Annotated in this window: 13 protein-coding genes and 1 tRNA gene; 6 read left to right on the top strand and 8 right to left on the bottom strand. The window is 53.9% G+C overall.

The window, feature by feature from the left end; translation table 11 throughout:
- Positions 1 to 86 precede the first annotated feature (86 nt).
- The 4 genes from AC2FJ6_RS20345 to AC2FJ6_RS20330 form a co-directional block, all read right to left on the bottom strand.
- A complete protein-coding gene (locus tag AC2FJ6_RS20345) occupies positions 87 to 941 on the bottom strand; it encodes a hypothetical protein (protein ID WP_170694907.1) in 855 nt (284 codons plus the stop codon).
- Entirely contained in the window at positions 931 to 1,284 is a 354-nt protein-coding gene (locus AC2FJ6_RS20340) for a hypothetical protein (protein ID WP_170694906.1), read from the bottom strand. Before AC2FJ6_RS20340 ends, AC2FJ6_RS20345 begins: the two co-directional genes overlap by 11 nt.
- 3 nt (positions 1,285 to 1,287) lie before the next feature.
- Positions 1,288 to 1,596: a hypothetical protein gene (locus AC2FJ6_RS20335; RefSeq protein WP_170336653.1), complete on the bottom strand. Its 309-nt coding sequence runs from the start codon at positions 1,594 to 1,596 to the stop codon at positions 1,288 to 1,290.
- Positions 1,597 to 2,041: 445 nt separating this feature from the next.
- On the bottom strand, positions 2,042 to 2,794 hold the full coding sequence (locus AC2FJ6_RS20330; protein WP_170403708.1) for a Crp/Fnr family transcriptional regulator: 753 nt from the start codon (positions 2,792 to 2,794) through the stop codon (positions 2,042 to 2,044).
- 135 nt (positions 2,795 to 2,929) lie between these two features.
- Here AC2FJ6_RS20330 and AC2FJ6_RS20325 point away from each other — a divergent pair, with 135 nt between their 5' ends.
- A complete protein-coding gene (locus tag AC2FJ6_RS20325; RefSeq protein ID WP_170769011.1) occupies positions 2,930 to 3,163 on the top strand; it encodes a hypothetical protein in 234 nt (77 codons plus the stop codon).
- A gap of 679 nt (positions 3,164 to 3,842) precedes the next feature.
- On the opposite strand, the gene AC2FJ6_RS20320 is transcribed toward AC2FJ6_RS20325, so the two are convergent.
- Positions 3,843 to 3,918 (bottom strand) — tRNA-Thr (locus tag AC2FJ6_RS20320).
- 143 nt (positions 3,919 to 4,061) lie between these two features.
- Here AC2FJ6_RS20320 and AC2FJ6_RS20315 point away from each other — a divergent pair.
- Genes AC2FJ6_RS20315 through arsJ form a run of 3 tightly spaced genes read left to right on the top strand, consistent with a single transcriptional unit; the run spans position 4,062 to position 7,152 of the window.
- A complete protein-coding gene (locus AC2FJ6_RS20315) occupies positions 4,062 to 4,895 on the top strand; it encodes an arsenate reductase/protein-tyrosine-phosphatase family protein (RefSeq protein WP_170770677.1) in 834 nt (277 codons plus the stop codon).
- Complete coding sequence (locus AC2FJ6_RS20310) at positions 4,892 to 5,890, top strand: ArsJ-associated glyceraldehyde-3-phosphate dehydrogenase (protein WP_170770674.1); 999 nt, start codon at positions 4,892 to 4,894, stop codon at positions 5,888 to 5,890. The genes AC2FJ6_RS20315 and AC2FJ6_RS20310 overlap by 4 nt, the downstream gene beginning before the upstream one ends.
- Complete coding sequence (gene arsJ / locus AC2FJ6_RS20305) at positions 5,887 to 7,152, top strand: organoarsenical effux MFS transporter ArsJ (RefSeq protein ID WP_170770672.1); 1,266 nt, start codon at positions 5,887 to 5,889, stop codon at positions 7,150 to 7,152. The genes AC2FJ6_RS20310 and arsJ overlap by 4 nt, the downstream gene beginning before the upstream one ends.
- Before the next feature lie 43 nt (positions 7,153 to 7,195).
- Here arsJ and glf read toward each other — a convergent pair whose 3' ends face one another.
- Genes glf through AC2FJ6_RS20290 form a run of 3 tightly spaced genes read right to left on the bottom strand, consistent with a single transcriptional unit; the run spans position 7,196 to position 10,041 of the window.
- Positions 7,196 to 8,353: a UDP-galactopyranose mutase gene (gene glf / locus AC2FJ6_RS20300; RefSeq protein ID WP_170770670.1), complete on the bottom strand. Its 1,158-nt coding sequence runs from the start codon at positions 8,351 to 8,353 to the stop codon at positions 7,196 to 7,198.
- A complete protein-coding gene (locus AC2FJ6_RS20295; protein ID WP_170770668.1) occupies positions 8,354 to 9,244 on the bottom strand; it encodes a hypothetical protein in 891 nt (296 codons plus the stop codon).
- Complete coding sequence (locus AC2FJ6_RS20290; RefSeq protein WP_170770666.1) at positions 9,241 to 10,041, bottom strand: glycosyltransferase family 25 protein; 801 nt, start codon at positions 10,039 to 10,041, stop codon at positions 9,241 to 9,243. The genes AC2FJ6_RS20295 and AC2FJ6_RS20290 overlap by 4 nt, the downstream gene beginning before the upstream one ends.
- A 504-nt stretch (positions 10,042 to 10,545) precedes the next feature.
- On the opposite strand from AC2FJ6_RS20290, the gene AC2FJ6_RS20285 reads away from it, so the two are divergent.
- Together AC2FJ6_RS20285 and AC2FJ6_RS20280 are read left to right on the top strand one after the other, a co-directional pair.
- Entirely contained in the window at positions 10,546 to 12,330 is a 1,785-nt protein-coding gene (locus AC2FJ6_RS20285; RefSeq protein ID WP_170770664.1) for an ABC transporter ATP-binding protein, read from the top strand.
- 280 nt (positions 12,331 to 12,610) lie between these two features.
- Positions 12,611 to 14,706, top strand: a 2,096-nt coding sequence (locus tag AC2FJ6_RS20280; protein WP_496669796.1) for a matrixin family metalloprotease, incomplete at its 3' end; no start/stop codon positions are given.

Below are 14,706 nucleotides of genomic sequence, written 5' to 3'. Positions count from 1 at the left end.
TCCTTTTTAGAGTGTGAAACGTGCGTCCTTGGTAAGGACGGGCAAAAATTGTGAAGTTTGGGAAAGTGGGCTTTCTGTCTGAATTCTCACTGGTTCAGAACACACAGCCCTTCTGATCGATGATAGTTTTTGTGGCATTGCCACCCATTGCCGGATCGGTCTATATGGGCATTTGCCGGTAGCTCGATTGCATTGCAGCGATCACCGGACGCCTCGTAGCCACGTTCGCATTTCCATCCAACTCCATGGATCGCGTCATCGTAGAAAGCATTTTCAGGCACAAAGACGGCATCGCACCGTCCGTCGCGCTCAAAATACCCACGCTCGCACGTCCAGGGACGCCCGCTGGTTGATGCGTTCAGAAAAGCGTTTTCCGGCACCGCTACTGCCACGCATGCTTCTCCGTCTTTTTCGTAGCCACGGTTGCAACGCCATGCAGATCCATAAGTGCTATTCGTCAGGTAAGCATTATCCGGCACCACGATTTTCTGGCAGCCATCGTCTACTCTTGTGTATCCACGCAGGCATCGCCACCTCTCACCTGATGGATCGAGATATCCACCCTCAGGCACAATCACTTCAGTGCATGAGGTGCCGCCAACTTCAACAAAGCCATGCATACATGCCCACCCTGAACCATAGGTTCTGTTTGTGGGGTAGGCATTTCCCGGCACGACAATGGCCACGCATTCATCGCCTTCCAACCGATAGGACAAATCGCATTCCCAACCGTCGCCATACTTTTTGGGATGCGCGTTATCCGGCATCGAATTTGTTCCGGCCGATGCGGGACTTGATGAGATAAAGGAGCCCGCCAAGCAGCTGAAAACGGCAACAATCAACGCAGTCATGAAGTGAGAGCAAAAACAGTGCTGATTTTTTCGTTTTGTCCTAGTGCAAACGGCATCGTCCGAGAGTTGAATTGTTGAATTACGATCCATCCAGGTTCAGCCCCTCGATGCAGGCCTGTGCTAGATCTTTATTAGGAGTTTGAGATCCCGGCACCGTTGCCCAGCCAGCCGCCATGACGGCATCCTTCTGCTTGAAAGAAGAAGCCTCTTTGATCGTCGTTATTTTTTCGGCGCGTTGAGTGTCAGTTCTCGCCATGTCGACGCAGATCGGAACCAACGCAGCGATTACATTATCGCGGGACATGGCGTTGGCCATCTTGTCCGCGCTACCGCCGGTCATCCATCCACCCCATGAAAATCCAACGACGCCTACGAAAACCCCGCCGATCAGAGCACCGTAGATTCCGGGTTTAAGCCATTCGGGCGTGTTCATAATCTATTCCTCCTGCGGGGAAAGCGCCGCATCGCTGTCATTGTTAGATGTGGCCAAGGTCTGGTCGTGCTTAAGCGCCAGTTCAAAATCTTCTGGGTCAATTGGGCGCATTTCCGTGCGGCCTGGCTTGCTGCCTTTGCCCTGAACTGTCAGGTAGGTTCCGGTTCTGCGATATGCTTCGAAACTCAGGCCCTGTAGTAGTTCTTCTTCAACAACTACTTCATACTCGCCTGCAGGAAGTTCATCCGGGTAGCCGGACAAAGAGAACGGATTTGAAAACGTCACCAAAGAACTGGACGATCTCGTGCTCACCTTGGTCCTCCATATAGTTTGTTGGATCTTCCCCGCGCAGTCTGCCGCGGTACACGCTCGTAAGCGCTGCGGTAGTACTGGCGTTGTAATTTAGAATAATGTGCAAATGGCAGACGCGCGCTGATCGATGTTAGTCTTCGACCAATGACCTGAGATTTTATTGGAATTTCAAATGCATTTGGTGCCCGAGGATCAGGTACTGTAAAAAATTGACTAACCTGCGTCAGTGCAACGATGTTTGGATTCCGGCAACGTGATGTATGTTGGCGGGATATTTGCTGGCGTGTTCTTAACGAGTAATTGAGAAGCGCAGGAAATCCAGTACCGCAATCGGACTGTATTTATCTTGCGCTTCTTTTTCAGTGAAATCCCAAATCTGCCGAAGCGAATTCCGTCTCTAACAGGCAACGATCATCAAAATCCCGGCATCGCTGTAGGGGTGAACTTATTGCTTCAACAGTGGCCCGGCCTGATCCAGATAAGTGGGGTCAAAACCGGCCAACGTCACCAGTCCTTCATAATCATCAAATACCACTTGCCCGGATTGAAAAGTAACCAACCCCTTCTCCCGCAGTTGCCGTAGGACACGATTAACATGCACGGCACTCAGTCCCAGCGCATCGGCAAGGTGGTATTGTGTCAGGGGGCAAGTGTATCCCGTCTTGTTTGCCATCCCGACCTGAGTCAGCCTCACACCAAGTTCCAAAAGAAAATGCGCCATGCGCTCACCCGCATCGCGCCGTCCTATGTTGACCAGGTGCTCAACCACCATCGCTTCATCTCGGGAGACCGCCCAAAGAATTGCTGTCGCCAGCCGGGGCGTCTGCGCAAATGCTTCCAGGAGATCATCCACTACTACTTCAATGGCTTGGATTTCCATGATTGGTTCTATGCTGTGATCCGAGGTGTGCAGCAGAACGCTTCGCAAGCCCAGAAAGTCACCCGGTATTTGGAAATCGACGATCTGACGCGACCCGTCAGTCTGGGTTTTGTAGGAACAAACCCAGCCCGAGGCCAGAATGTAGGCAGCCTGCTCTGATTGCCCTTGATGCACAAGGTCACGTCCGGCTTCAAAGGTTCTGCGACGCTTGTGCAGGCGTGCCAATGCCGCAAGTTCAACCTCAGTCAGAGCGACGAAGTTTGAAAGCTTTCGGGTGAGTGGACTGTTTTTGATAGTGCGCAAGTGTTCTTCCTTCATCGATGAGCAGCCCGCGAAACTATCCGACGCCAAGACTGCTTTCGATCAGTTAAGTATACAGCAATCTATGCCAGTATGATGCAATTCATTGTGGCGCTTCCTTGCTTGGACGCCTGTTAAAAAAGGACGTCTACCATGGCTGACCGGCAAGACCACTCAGGAATGGCCGCACTCTCAATTTGTGAAGCGCTTTTGCTTGCAATTAAAGATCGTGAGCTTCTGCCCGAACATGAAATTGTGGGAGTTCTGCATGACGCAGCTGCTGTCCACGAAACAGCGGTCGGCAATAACGATGAAAAGGACATGCACCAGGCCGCCGCTGTTCTGATAAAAAAGATCATTGCTTCCGGCTATCGCGTTCGGCAGTAACGTTAATTTCCTGTCAGAAAAACAAGAATACGCTCGTCAAAAAAGCATAACAACAAATAGAAGCACTATTGGTGCTTCGTTCCCGATCAATTCAAACACGAAGCAAGAACCAAAGATCCAATCTCTGCAATATCTCAACTTAATGAAAAATTCCACGACCGCGAATTACTCCCTCTTCCCCGCCACCTGCATGAGCCACAACGAGAATTTTCTTACTGGCTGAAGGCCCGCATGGCCTGTCCTGCTGCACTGCCTGCGACAACGCAAACGTTGGCTTTGTTCGGCGTCTAAGTTGCTGATCCTATGTGCCTCGAAACTACAGTTTGATAGTATCGCATCATCATAGCTTTGAATGACCGGTCTGGCGACAACAGCTGCAACGCAGCGATGAATGTGCTGCGACAGCAAATCAATGCCGCGTCAGCAATTGCCGCAATCGCACAAGTCCGGTTTGTCCGCTTAGCAGACGCTCAGTCAGTTTTGGCAAAGGTCCGCTCCTGAGCCAAAGCGGACGTGCTTAATAGTATGGCCATTCTTAACAGTAGGAATTGGGCGATGGGCATGGAATTGAAATCAACCTGGGATCATCAGGCATCAACAAAAAATCGGGGGACAAATCAGGGGATATTTATCAATTTATCGCAAAAATATTCAAAAATTGGTAAAATACAGCTATTTTTGGTGCCTCAAGAGGGACTCGAACCCCCGACCTTGTCCTTACGAAGGACCTGCTCTACCAGCTGAGCTATTGAGGCAAGCGAGGGCTCGTTTAAACCGTCCGGGTCAGGCGCGCAAGCCCAGTTCTTAGGCTCTGGGTGCAGAACCCTTACTGTGAAATTTTTGTAACAGCGCTGAATAGTGGTTGTCGCACATCCCTTATTTCAATATTTCGTGAAATATGGAATATGAAACAACAGATCAGTTGGCCACCCTGGGCCATCCGCAGCGGTTAATGGTGTTTCGCATGCTTATGCGACGCTTTCCTGACACTGTTCCTGCCGGTGAACTGGCAGTGCAGCTGGATATTAAACCCAGCACCTTGTCGAACTACCTGAATGCTCTGCAACGCGCGGGACTGGTGCGGCAGGAGCGGTTGGGGACATCGCTGCTATATTCGATCGAGATGACGAATGTGCAGCACATGCTGGACTTCCTGCTGAAAGATTGCTGCAAAGGTCGGCCCGATATCTGTATGCCCTCCACCCAAGGAGCAAAGACTATGCCGGACCGGAAATACAACGTCCTTTTTCTGTGTGTGGGCAACTCCGCCCGTTCGATCTTTGCCGAATCCATCCTGCGCAGCTTGGGTGGGGATCGGTTCAACGTTTATTCTGCAGGCACACAGCCAACCTCTGAATTGAACCCCTTCGCGATGCAGGTTCTGGCTGACAAAGGGCACGATACTTCGGCTTTGCGGTCCAAGCATATGTCTGAATTTGCAGCCGATGGCGCGCCCGAGATGGATTTCGTGTTCACCGTCTGCAATCAGGCCGCGAACGAGGATTGTCCGGCCTGGGAAGGACAACCCATCAGTGGCCATTGGGGCATGGTTGACCCGGTCAAGGCCATGGGCACGGACGCCGAGAAAAGCCTGGCCTTCCAGAACGCCTATGGCGCGCTGAAGCGACGGATCGAGGCGTTTACCTCTCTGCCCGTCGAAAGCCTGGATCGGATCGCTTTGCAAACGGCCGTGGATGACATCGCCAGAACACCTGTTGAGGACATGCAATGACGGCTTACGCGGTAAACGGCCTTGGCCGGATGGGCAAACTGGCCCTGAAACCTCTGATCGAGAAGGGCGCCAAGATCGCTTGGATCAATGATGGCGTCGGCGGCCCCGAGATGCACGCGCACCTGCTGGAATTCGACACGGTCCATGGCCGTTGGGACGCGGAATTTTCCCATGACGCCGACAGTGTGACGATCAATGGCACCCGTCTGCCCTTCATTGGCACCAAAGACCTGTCCGCCCTGCCGCTGGACGGCGTGGATGTGGTGATCGACTGCACTGGCGTGTTCAAGACCGAAGCCAAGCTGGCCCCGTATTTTGACGCAGGGGTGAAGAAGGTTGTCGTCTCGGCCCCGGTTAAGGATGGCCCGACTGCCAATATCGTGATGGGCGTGAATGAGGGCACTTATGACCCTAATATACATCACATCGTGACCGCGGCCTCCTGCACGACCAACTGTCTGGCTCCGGTGGTCAAGGTCATCCATGAAAATCTGGGCATCCGCCATGGCTCGATGACCACGATCCACGATGTGACAAACACGCAAACCATCGTGGACCGCCCCGCCAAGGACCTGCGGCGCGCGCGCTCGGCGCTGAACTCTCTGATCCCGACCACGACTGGCTCGGCCACGGCGATCACGCTGATTTACCCCGAATTGAAAGGCCGCCTGAACGGCCACGCGGTGCGGGTGCCCCTGCTGAACGCCTCGCTGACCGATTGCGTGTTCGAGGTTGAACGCGAAACAACCGTTGAAGAGGTCAACACCTGCTTCAAAACCGCCGCCGATGGCGAGCTGAAAGGTATTCTGGGCTATGAGACCCGGCCGCTGGTATCCACCGACTACACCAATGACGAACGCTCCTCGATCGTCGATGCGCCCTCGACCATGGTGGTGAACGGGACGCAGGTGAAGATCTATGCTTGGTATGACAACGAAATGGGCTATGCGCACCGTCTGGTGGATGTGGCGCTGATGGTGGGGAACGCGCTGTGACCGAACGGCCCGAGGGGCTGTCGGCCTATATCGCGGTTACGGCGGCCTATTGGGCCTTTATGCTGACCGACGGAGCCTTGCGGATGCTGGTGCTGCTGCACTTTCATACGCTGGGCTTCTCGCCGGTGCAGTTGGCGTATCTGTTTGTCCTCTATGAAATTGCCGGGATGGTGACGAACCTTGCAGCGGGCTGGATCGCGGCTCGGTTTGGCCTGACTTCGACTCTTTATACCGGGCTTGGGTTGCAGGTGGTGGCATTGCTGGCACTTACAAAACTAGACCCTAACTGGGCGATTGGCGCATCTGTGACCTTTGTCATGATCGTGCAAGGCGCAAGCGGAGTGGCCAAGGATCTGGCCAAGATGTCCTCGAAATCCGCAGTGAAGCTGTTGGCCCCGACAGAGGGCGGCGGGCTGTTTCGCTGGGTGGCCTTGCTGACCGGATCAAAGAACGCTGTCAAAGGGCTGGGCTTCCTTCTTGGTGCGGCCATGCTGGCTACACTGGGCTTTCAGGCGGCTATTATCGTGATGGCGATCGTTCTGGCGGTGATCCTTTTCGCGGTTGTCCGGTTTATGCCTCCCGGTCTGCCCAAAGGGCGCAAGGGCGCGAAGTTTTCCGAGGTTTTCTCAAAATCTGCCAACGTCAATTGGCTGTCCGCCGCGCGGGTCTTCTTGTTTGGTGCCCGTGACGTGTGGTTTGTGGTCGGCATCCCAATCTATTTCTACGCCGTTTTGTCCGATGGCACGGAAGAGGGCAATCGCGCGGCCTTTTTCATGATTGGCACCTTCATGGCGTTCTGGATCATCCTCTATGGCGTCATTCAGGCCATCGCACCCAAAATCCTGCGCTCCCAAGACCGAACTGAAGGCGATCTGATAAACGCTGCCCGAAGCTGGGCCGCAGGCCTGTTCTGTATCCCGTCGGCGCTGACCGTGGCGGTTCTGATCTCGGACGGACCTCAAACATGGCTGACCATCACACTGGTTCTTGGCTTGCTGGTGTTTGGGGCGCTGTTTGCCGTCAATTCGGCGCTGCATTCCTACCTGATCCTCGCCTTCACCAAATCCGAGCGTGTCACGATGGATGTGGGGTTCTACTACATGGCCAACGCCACAGGCCGGTTGCTGGGCACGGTACTGTCCGGACTGACCTATCAGATCGGTGGATTACCTTTGGTGTTGGGAACAGCAGCGGTGATGGTCGCTTTGGCGGCAATCACCTCGGGCAAGCTGACGGATGAAAGCCAAGAGGCGCATGCCTAAACGCTAAATGCGTCCTTGGTTTCAAACTGTATGGATGCGCCGCTTACAGAACCGAAACAAAGAACGGCTTCAGGGTTTCCCCGTTTGAAACTGCGGCCTGTGCGGCGTTTGCTGTATCCAGCGCCTCGCGAATGGTGACGTCCATATCGAGATAGCGGTAAGTCCCGAGTCGACCCACAAAGGTGACATTTTGTGCCGCCTCGGCCAGATCCGCATAGTCCTTCAACAAGGCTTTTTCCTTCACCTGCCGGATCGGGTAATACGGGATGTCGTCGGGGCCCGCTGCGCGCGAGTATTCGCGGTAGCAAACCGAGCCCTGATGGTCTTCCCACGGGGCAAAATGCTTGTGCTCGGTAATGCGGGTGAAGGGCACGTCCTCGTCGCCATAGTTCATGACCGCGCAGCCTTGATAGTCGCCTTCATAGGTGAACCGCTCGAAATCCAAAGTGCGATAGCCCAGCCGACCAAGCTCATAGTCGAAATAGCCATCCAGCGGGCCGGAATAGAACACGTGGTCAAACGCGGCGCCCATTTCGCGATTGAATGTTGTTTCCAGCTGAACCGTGATTGAAGGGTGATCGAGGATACCGGCAATCATGTCGGAATATCCTTCTTCCGGCATTCCTTGAAATCTGTGAAAAAAGTAGTTGTCGTCGTAGTTGAACCGTACCGGCAGACGTTTGAGGATCGAAGCAGGCAGTTCAGAGGGGTGGCAGCCCCATTGCTTGATTGTGTAGCCCCTAAAAAACGCCACATAGAGATCGCGGCCGACATAGCGCAGCGCTTGTTCCTCAAAGCTCTGTGGGTCGGTGATCGAAGTATCTGCCTGTTCTTGGGTGATAAAGGCGCGCGCCTCATCCGGGCGCAGGGTGGTGCCGAAGTACTGATTGATCGTGTGCAAATTGACTGGCAGCGAGAACACCCGGCCTTGTGATGTTGTTTTCACCCGGTTCTTATACGGCCGGAATGTCGCAAAGCGATTGACGTAATTCCAGACCTCTTCGTCATCAGTGTGGAAAATATGGGGGCCATAGACATGAACCAGAACGCCTGTTTCCGCGTCGCGATGGGTGTGACAATTGCCGCCGATATGATCGCGGCTGTCGACAATGGTGATCTTGTGACCCCGCTCTGCCAGCGACCGGCCTATGACCGCGCCCGAGAGCCCGGCCCCAACCATCAGGAAATGCCGCGTGCTCATTCAGGGCCCTTTCTGTTTTGACGTGATGGTCGTCATGTCCAACGGCTTGGACACTTGCCGCCGCGCGATCTTGAGGATACCTGATCGGGCTGATCCTCTGTCGCGAAACTCAGACAGAACAGACAGCCAGCTTTTGCACATGCGCCAGCCAAGCTGCACCCGCCCCGAGATCGGCTGCCCACCCTGCAAGATCCCGGCAAAGACGATGGGCACAGTGCGGCGGGTCAGATCGAACATCTCCTTCAGGACGGCCTCTTCCTGTTCGGAACTCAGGTTTCCGGTTTCAGCCATGGCTGATTTTAGAGCCTTGCCCACCGGACGGGTGTGGTGCATCGCGATTTCGTCCAGAATGGCGGTGCGATAAGCTCCGGCCTCGGCCCAGCGGCACCAGATATAGTCCAGCCCGTATCCGCTCATCGTACCTTGAAACAGGGGCAGGGCCTTTTTCAAAACATCCCGATGCAGGCACGGGGCCATGATCTCGATATAGTTGATATAGCGCAGCACAAATCCGGGGCATCGGCTGAAAACAAAATGCGAATAGTAGCTGTCGAGTGTCAGTGATGGCTGTGCGATGCGCAATCCATGAGTGCGCATGGCTTGAAACAGGGCGTTCACATCCTGCGCGCTGATATCCAGATCGTCATCCGGCAACCAGATGAAGTCATATTGATCCAGATCCCTGTCGGACAGCGTCTTGTATAAGCCATCCCACTTGCCGCCCTTGATCAGAACAGCCTCAACGCCCGGCTGCGGGGTGAAGGCCGCAAAAGCATCGTCCGAGAAATAACTGACCAGCAAATCGTAGTCGCGCTGCTTTAACGGCAAGTCTTGCCATCTGTGGTGCAACGAGTTGTTGCCCGCCCGGACAACCACGAGGTTTTTTTTCATGCGTGCTTTTGAACCTGACTATCTGCCCGCATCAATGGGGCCAGTCCTTCGATCATGTCCGGGTTCAGAGGGTGACTCAAGCGTCCGTGCGTGTATTTCGCCTGATACACCAGGTTACGGACAAATCTATTCAACGGTGAGCCGGGTTTGGCACGGCGGCGACAAGGATCAATATTGCTTTCGCTGTTCTGCCGTTCCGTAATCATTTGCTTGCGCAGGGTCAGAATGGGGACGTTGTGTTCCCAATAAAATTTCAAGTCGATATCAATCGGTCTCGAGATGGGCGCTTCGGGCTTCAACAGACGCTGTGCAGCGCGGCGACCCAGAACATAGCCGGTGGTTCTTGGAGGTAATCTGTCTGATAAAACAAGGTGTTGATCTGCAAATGACGTCAGAACCTGAAGGTTATTCCCCGGCACGCCATCTAGTTTGATCATCACGTCCTCAAAACACTCGGGGCAATCTTCGAGAGCGTTCAGGAAAGGCTGTGGGTCAACGATAAAGGTGGCGTCGTCCTCAAGAACCAAGCTGACACACTGATTGGATTCGGCAATTGTTTGCCAGATCTTTCGATGCCCCAATGTGCAGGCGACCTCTCCTCGACTAAGAGGCCGCTTGAACTTTACCCGGTTCATATCGGCATCGTAGACGCAGCGCAGATCGGCCTCGGCCATCTGATCGCCAGATATCGCGTCACAAAATTCGTGATGCAGCCCGTGTTGCGTAAGCTCACGCTCGCAGAAGCGCCGACGCTCTACATCTTTTGGTAGACTAAGAATGAAAGTCCGGATCGACACAATATGGATTCCAAAAATGCTCTACCGCGTTACTACGTATCTCAATTGGCTAGTACAAGCGCAATTGGCAGCTTGCATTTGCCGGTGCGACAAGAAGGTCAGTCTGGCTGACCGCGATGCAGAAAACAATTTATGCGTGCGCAACGTGATCATCGCTTTGAATATGGTAGTGCGTATATTAACGTGCTCAAGAGTAACACAATTCCGCAGTTTGAACATCGCCAAAATTGGGTAAATACAATTGCGCAGACTTCCGCCGTCGATATCTGCGCTGTGGGCATTTTGCTGCTTGGTAGCGGCCCTTTCCGAGTGCGGTCAGGCAATTTTAGGCAGGTTGTCGAGAGTTTGTAAGACTTGTTTCGCCTATAGACCCCACCTATTTTGACGCGGAACTTGATTGCCCCCGGACGGGGCTAGTCTGTCGCGGTGTATTATCTGCCCTTTTGGCAAACCGGAATATGGGTTATCTGGGCGAGCGCATGGTTTCACGATCTGGAGAATGCAATGATTAAGCGCGCCTGGGATGAATGGCGATCTGGCTATATGGGTCGTCTCATCAGCGAGAGCTTTTTTGCGCAGGGCAGACTGTATGCCGTTGCAATCGTTGCGATGATTGCAGTGGCTGCTACGACCGCAGGGGCGGCTTTCATGATGGAATACATCGTGGACGCCATGACCAGCCCGGAAATGAGAAGCTATGCCTCTTTGATTGCGCTTGGCGTTGTAGGTCTTTTTCTTGCCAAAGCGCTCGCTACCTATGTTCAGGCCATCTATCTGGCGCGGGCTGGCAACCGTATTGTGGCCGCCCAGCAAGACCGGGTGTATCGCAAGCTGCTGCGCCATGGGGTGTCTTTCTTTTCGGCCAATGAATCCTCGGACCTTTTGATGAGGACGACAAATGGAGCTCAGTCGGCGCGGAGACTGATTGATATCCTGGTCACCGGGTTTGTGCGTGATGCTTTGACCCTCGTGGGTCTGGTGATCGTAATGGTTTATCAGCAACCCGTCTTGTCGATCATGTTTTTCCTCGTTGGACCGGTTGCGCTGTATGGCGTGCGCCGCTTGTTGAAAAGCGTACGTTCGATCATGCAGGCCGAGTTCAAATCACTGGCCGAGATCATTCGCGTACTGCAAGAGACATCTGCGGGGATCAAAGTAATCAAGGTCTTTGCGTTGGAAGACCGCATGATTACACGGATGGACACCGCGATCCGCAAGGTGGAGGAGCGTGCAAACGATATCGCCCGGCTACAATCCATCGCCAGCCCGCTGATGGAGTTTCTGGCCGGTTTGGCAGTTGCCGGTGTTCTGATCGTCAGCACGATGGGTATCGCGGGGTCCGAGCCGCCTACTGCAGGTCAGTTGATGTCCTTTATCACGGCCCTGTTGATGGCCTATGAGCCGGCTAAGCGCCTCTCCAAGATGCGGGTTCAGATTGAAGCTGCCATGGTTGGTGTCGGTCTTCTGTTTGGCTTGCTGGACCAGGAAGACACGATGCAGGAGAGCCCCGATGCCCATGATCTGCTGGACGGCCCCGGTGAGATTGCACTGCGCAATGTGACGTTTGGCTACAAAGGTACGATACCTGTCATCGAGGACATGAACCTGACTTTCCAGGCGGGCAAGACCACCGCGCTTGTCGGTCAATCCGGTGGCGGAAAATCAACGATTTTCGGTCTGATCATGCGATTTTATGACCCCGATGAAGGACAGGTGGAGATTGATGGCCAGGACCTGCGCCATGCCAGCTACGCGTCTCTGCGGCGCAAGATTTCTTATGTTGGGCAGGATACGTTCCTGTTTTCGGCCTCGGTGATGGACAACCTGCGATGTTCTGCACCAGAGGCCACCGACGAAGAGGTGATTGCGGCGGCGCGGGCTGCACACGCCCACGACTTCATCACGGAGCTGTCCGACGGCTATGACACGCAAGTTGGAGAAAACGGCACGTTTTTGTCCGGAGGCCAGAAACAGCGCATCGCCATCGCCCGTGCGATCCTGCGAAAGGCGGAAATTCTGTTGCTGGACGAAGCCACCAGCGCGTTGGACGCAGAATCTGAATCTCTCGTAAAACAAGCTTTGGATTCTCTGACCGCAGATATGACCGTCGTTGTGATTGCGCACCGTCTTTCCACGATCCTTGAAGCAGACAAGATCATGGTGGTCCAGGATGGAGCCGTTGTTGAGCAAGGCAATCTGGACGAGCTGATGAAACAGAACGGCAGCTTCCGTCGTCTGTTTGACCAGCAGTTCAAGAAAAGCGCGGCTGAACCAGAGGTGGCTGAGTGAATATCGACTGCCGCCGTTTGCACATGTAGCTTTATGCCCTTACTGTTTTCTCGCCAGCGAACCCGCGATTCCTGACGTCAATCTCGCAAAATGCGTGAATGCTCACGAACGCGTGTCCTCTAGACAACGCTTTTGGTTCGGAGTCTGTGCGGGCTGGCATTGTGATTTGCACCCGACGCTGTTTTGCGCCATGGCGGGAGTGTTGCCTTGTTAATGACAACTTTAGCGTGAAATTACAGCGCTGGTAACGCAGGCCTGAAATATTCTTGAGGTTGTTGATATGACCACTTTTATTCCCGGACCCAGTTCGGCTTCCCCTCTTAGTGCTATTCAGGGTGACGTTGCCTATGGCGATGGGAACCCCAATACCACGACGGTCATTACATATAATTTTGATCAATACCTGGATTCTCAATCCTGGACAGAGTCCCACAAGGCAGATTTCCGCGCGGCGCTGGCGGCCATCGAAGCCGTGGCAAATGTACAGTTTGTTGAAGTATCTTCTTGGCTAGAAGCGGATATCTACGAAATCATTGCCCCATCTTCGAGCAGTTTTTTCGGTTCATCGAGCACTCTCGGATATCACTATACGCCGTCTAACTCTCCGTCCGAAGGCGCGTTCAATACAGATTTCTGGACCACAGGGTTGGGCGGGAACGGCGACCCGGGTGGTTTCTTTTTTACCACTTTGTTGCACGAACTTGGTCACGCCTTGGGCCTAGGCCACCCGCATGACACCGGGTTGGGCACAACGGTTCTGAATGGTGTGACTTCGCCCTTCTTTTCGTACGGCGATGGCAACCTGAATCAGGGTGTTTTCACTGTGATGTCGTACAATGATGGCTGGACTCAGGTGAACGGCCAATTGCCGGTGAATGCGACGTATGGCGGATCGACCGGTCTTGGGGCGCTGGATATTGCAGCACTTCAAGCCATGTACGGAGCAAATACCACCTATAATTCCGGTGCCAATACCTATGATCTGGCGTCGTTCAATACCGCCGGTGTTGGATACCAGGCCATTTGGGACACTGGTGGAATAGACACAATTCGACATACTGGTAGCGCCGCCGCCATAATCGACCTGCGCCCTGCGACACTTGACTATAGTCCGTTCGGTGGTGGTGCTATTTCCTATGTCGATGGCGTACAGGGCGGTTTTACTATCGCTTATGGTGTGGTGATCGAAAACGCGTCTGGCGGATCAGGAAGCGATACAATTACTGGCAATGCTGCCGTCAACACTTTGAACGGAAATGGTGGCAACGACATCATTTACTCGCTCTCGGACGGCAGCAACAATAACACGATCAACGGCGGCACAGGCCACGATACCATCTATGTCGCAAACGGGACCGGCCAGGATACGGTTGACGGTGGTGAAGGAAACGACACTGCCATTGTGCAGGACAATAACGGTTCATTCACCGGCGGGACGGGGTTTGACATCGTTCGCTTTATAAGCGGATTGAATACCTACCTGTTCCAAGACAATGGCAGCACCTATACGTTCTACAACGTGCTGACACAGACCTCTTTCACAGTGTCCAGCGATGTTGAGCTTTTCGAGTTCTCGAACGGATCGCAATCGTATAATTACGCTGGCATTTCATCGGCCACACAGATTCTAGACATCGAGAACACAGGCACGGTTCTTCAACACGCGTCTCATGGTATTTACCTTCTGGGCGGCGGAATTACCCCAATTGCGATCACTGTGGACAGCGTTGTTGTCGGTGATGAGACGCTGGATGGTTGGAGTGCGATTCAAGCTGAGGCTGCTGACTCGGGCGGGTATCGTCTTTTGTGGAAAACCGATCAGGGTAATGCGTATTTTGAATGGATCCTGGATGACCAGGGCGTTTATGTTTCGGGTCAAAGTGTGGGCAATGTAGTCGATGTCGAAGCATTCTACGATGTGGACCTCAACGATGACGACACTATCGGCCATGTGACGACTCCGATCGAATCTGATGGTGCGACCACGTTGGCGGTTTCGACCGCAAGCGGCTATCTGATCAATGGCAGTGTTGGCGTGACCGAAGGGGGCAGCGCTGTTGGACCAGACAGGATTGAAGGCTGGAGCGCGATCCATGTCGAAGAGACCAATGAGGGCGGATATCGTCTGCTGTGGAAAACTGATGTAGGTGAAACGTATTATGAGTGGATCCTGAACGATCAGGGGGCCGTGGTGGGCGGGAACGCCGTCGACAACGTTGCGGATATCGAAGCGTTCTACGATGTGGACCTCAACGATGACGACACTATCGGCCATGTGACGACTCCGATCGAATCCGACGGTGCGACCACGTTGGCGGTTTCGACCGCAAGCGGCTATCTGATCAATGGCAGTGTTGGCGTGACCGAAGGGGGCAG

Source organism: Ruegeria sp. CDSA089, from assembly GCF_059612205.1.
This window is presented reverse-complemented; position numbering and strand designations above follow the sequence as displayed.

Bases quoted from the DNA above. Each gene is read 5' to 3' on its own strand.
- AC2FJ6_RS20345 (WP_170694907.1), bottom strand. From the start codon at position 941: ATGGATCGTAATTCAACAATTCAACTCTCGGACGATGCCGTTTGCACT.
- AC2FJ6_RS20340 (WP_170694906.1), bottom strand. From the start codon at position 1,284: ATGAACACGCCCGAATGGCTTAAACCCGGAATCTACGGTGCTCTGATC.
- AC2FJ6_RS20330 (WP_170403708.1), bottom strand. From the start codon at position 2,794: ATGAAGGAAGAACACTTGCGCACTATCAAAAACAGTCCACTCACCCGA.
- AC2FJ6_RS20325 (WP_170769011.1), top strand. From the start codon at position 2,930: ATGGCTGACCGGCAAGACCACTCAGGAATGGCCGCACTCTCAATTTGT.
- AC2FJ6_RS20315 (WP_170770677.1), top strand. From the start codon at position 4,062: ATGGAATATGAAACAACAGATCAGTTGGCCACCCTGGGCCATCCGCAG.
- AC2FJ6_RS20310 (WP_170770674.1), top strand. From the start codon at position 4,892: ATGACGGCTTACGCGGTAAACGGCCTTGGCCGGATGGGCAAACTGGCC.
- glf (WP_170770670.1), bottom strand. From the start codon at position 8,353: ATGAGCACGCGGCATTTCCTGATGGTTGGGGCCGGGCTCTCGGGCGCG.
- AC2FJ6_RS20295 (WP_170770668.1), bottom strand. From the start codon at position 9,244: ATGAAAAAAAACCTCGTGGTTGTCCGGGCGGGCAACAACTCGTTGCAC.
- AC2FJ6_RS20285 (WP_170770664.1), top strand. From the start codon at position 10,546: ATGATTAAGCGCGCCTGGGATGAATGGCGATCTGGCTATATGGGTCGT.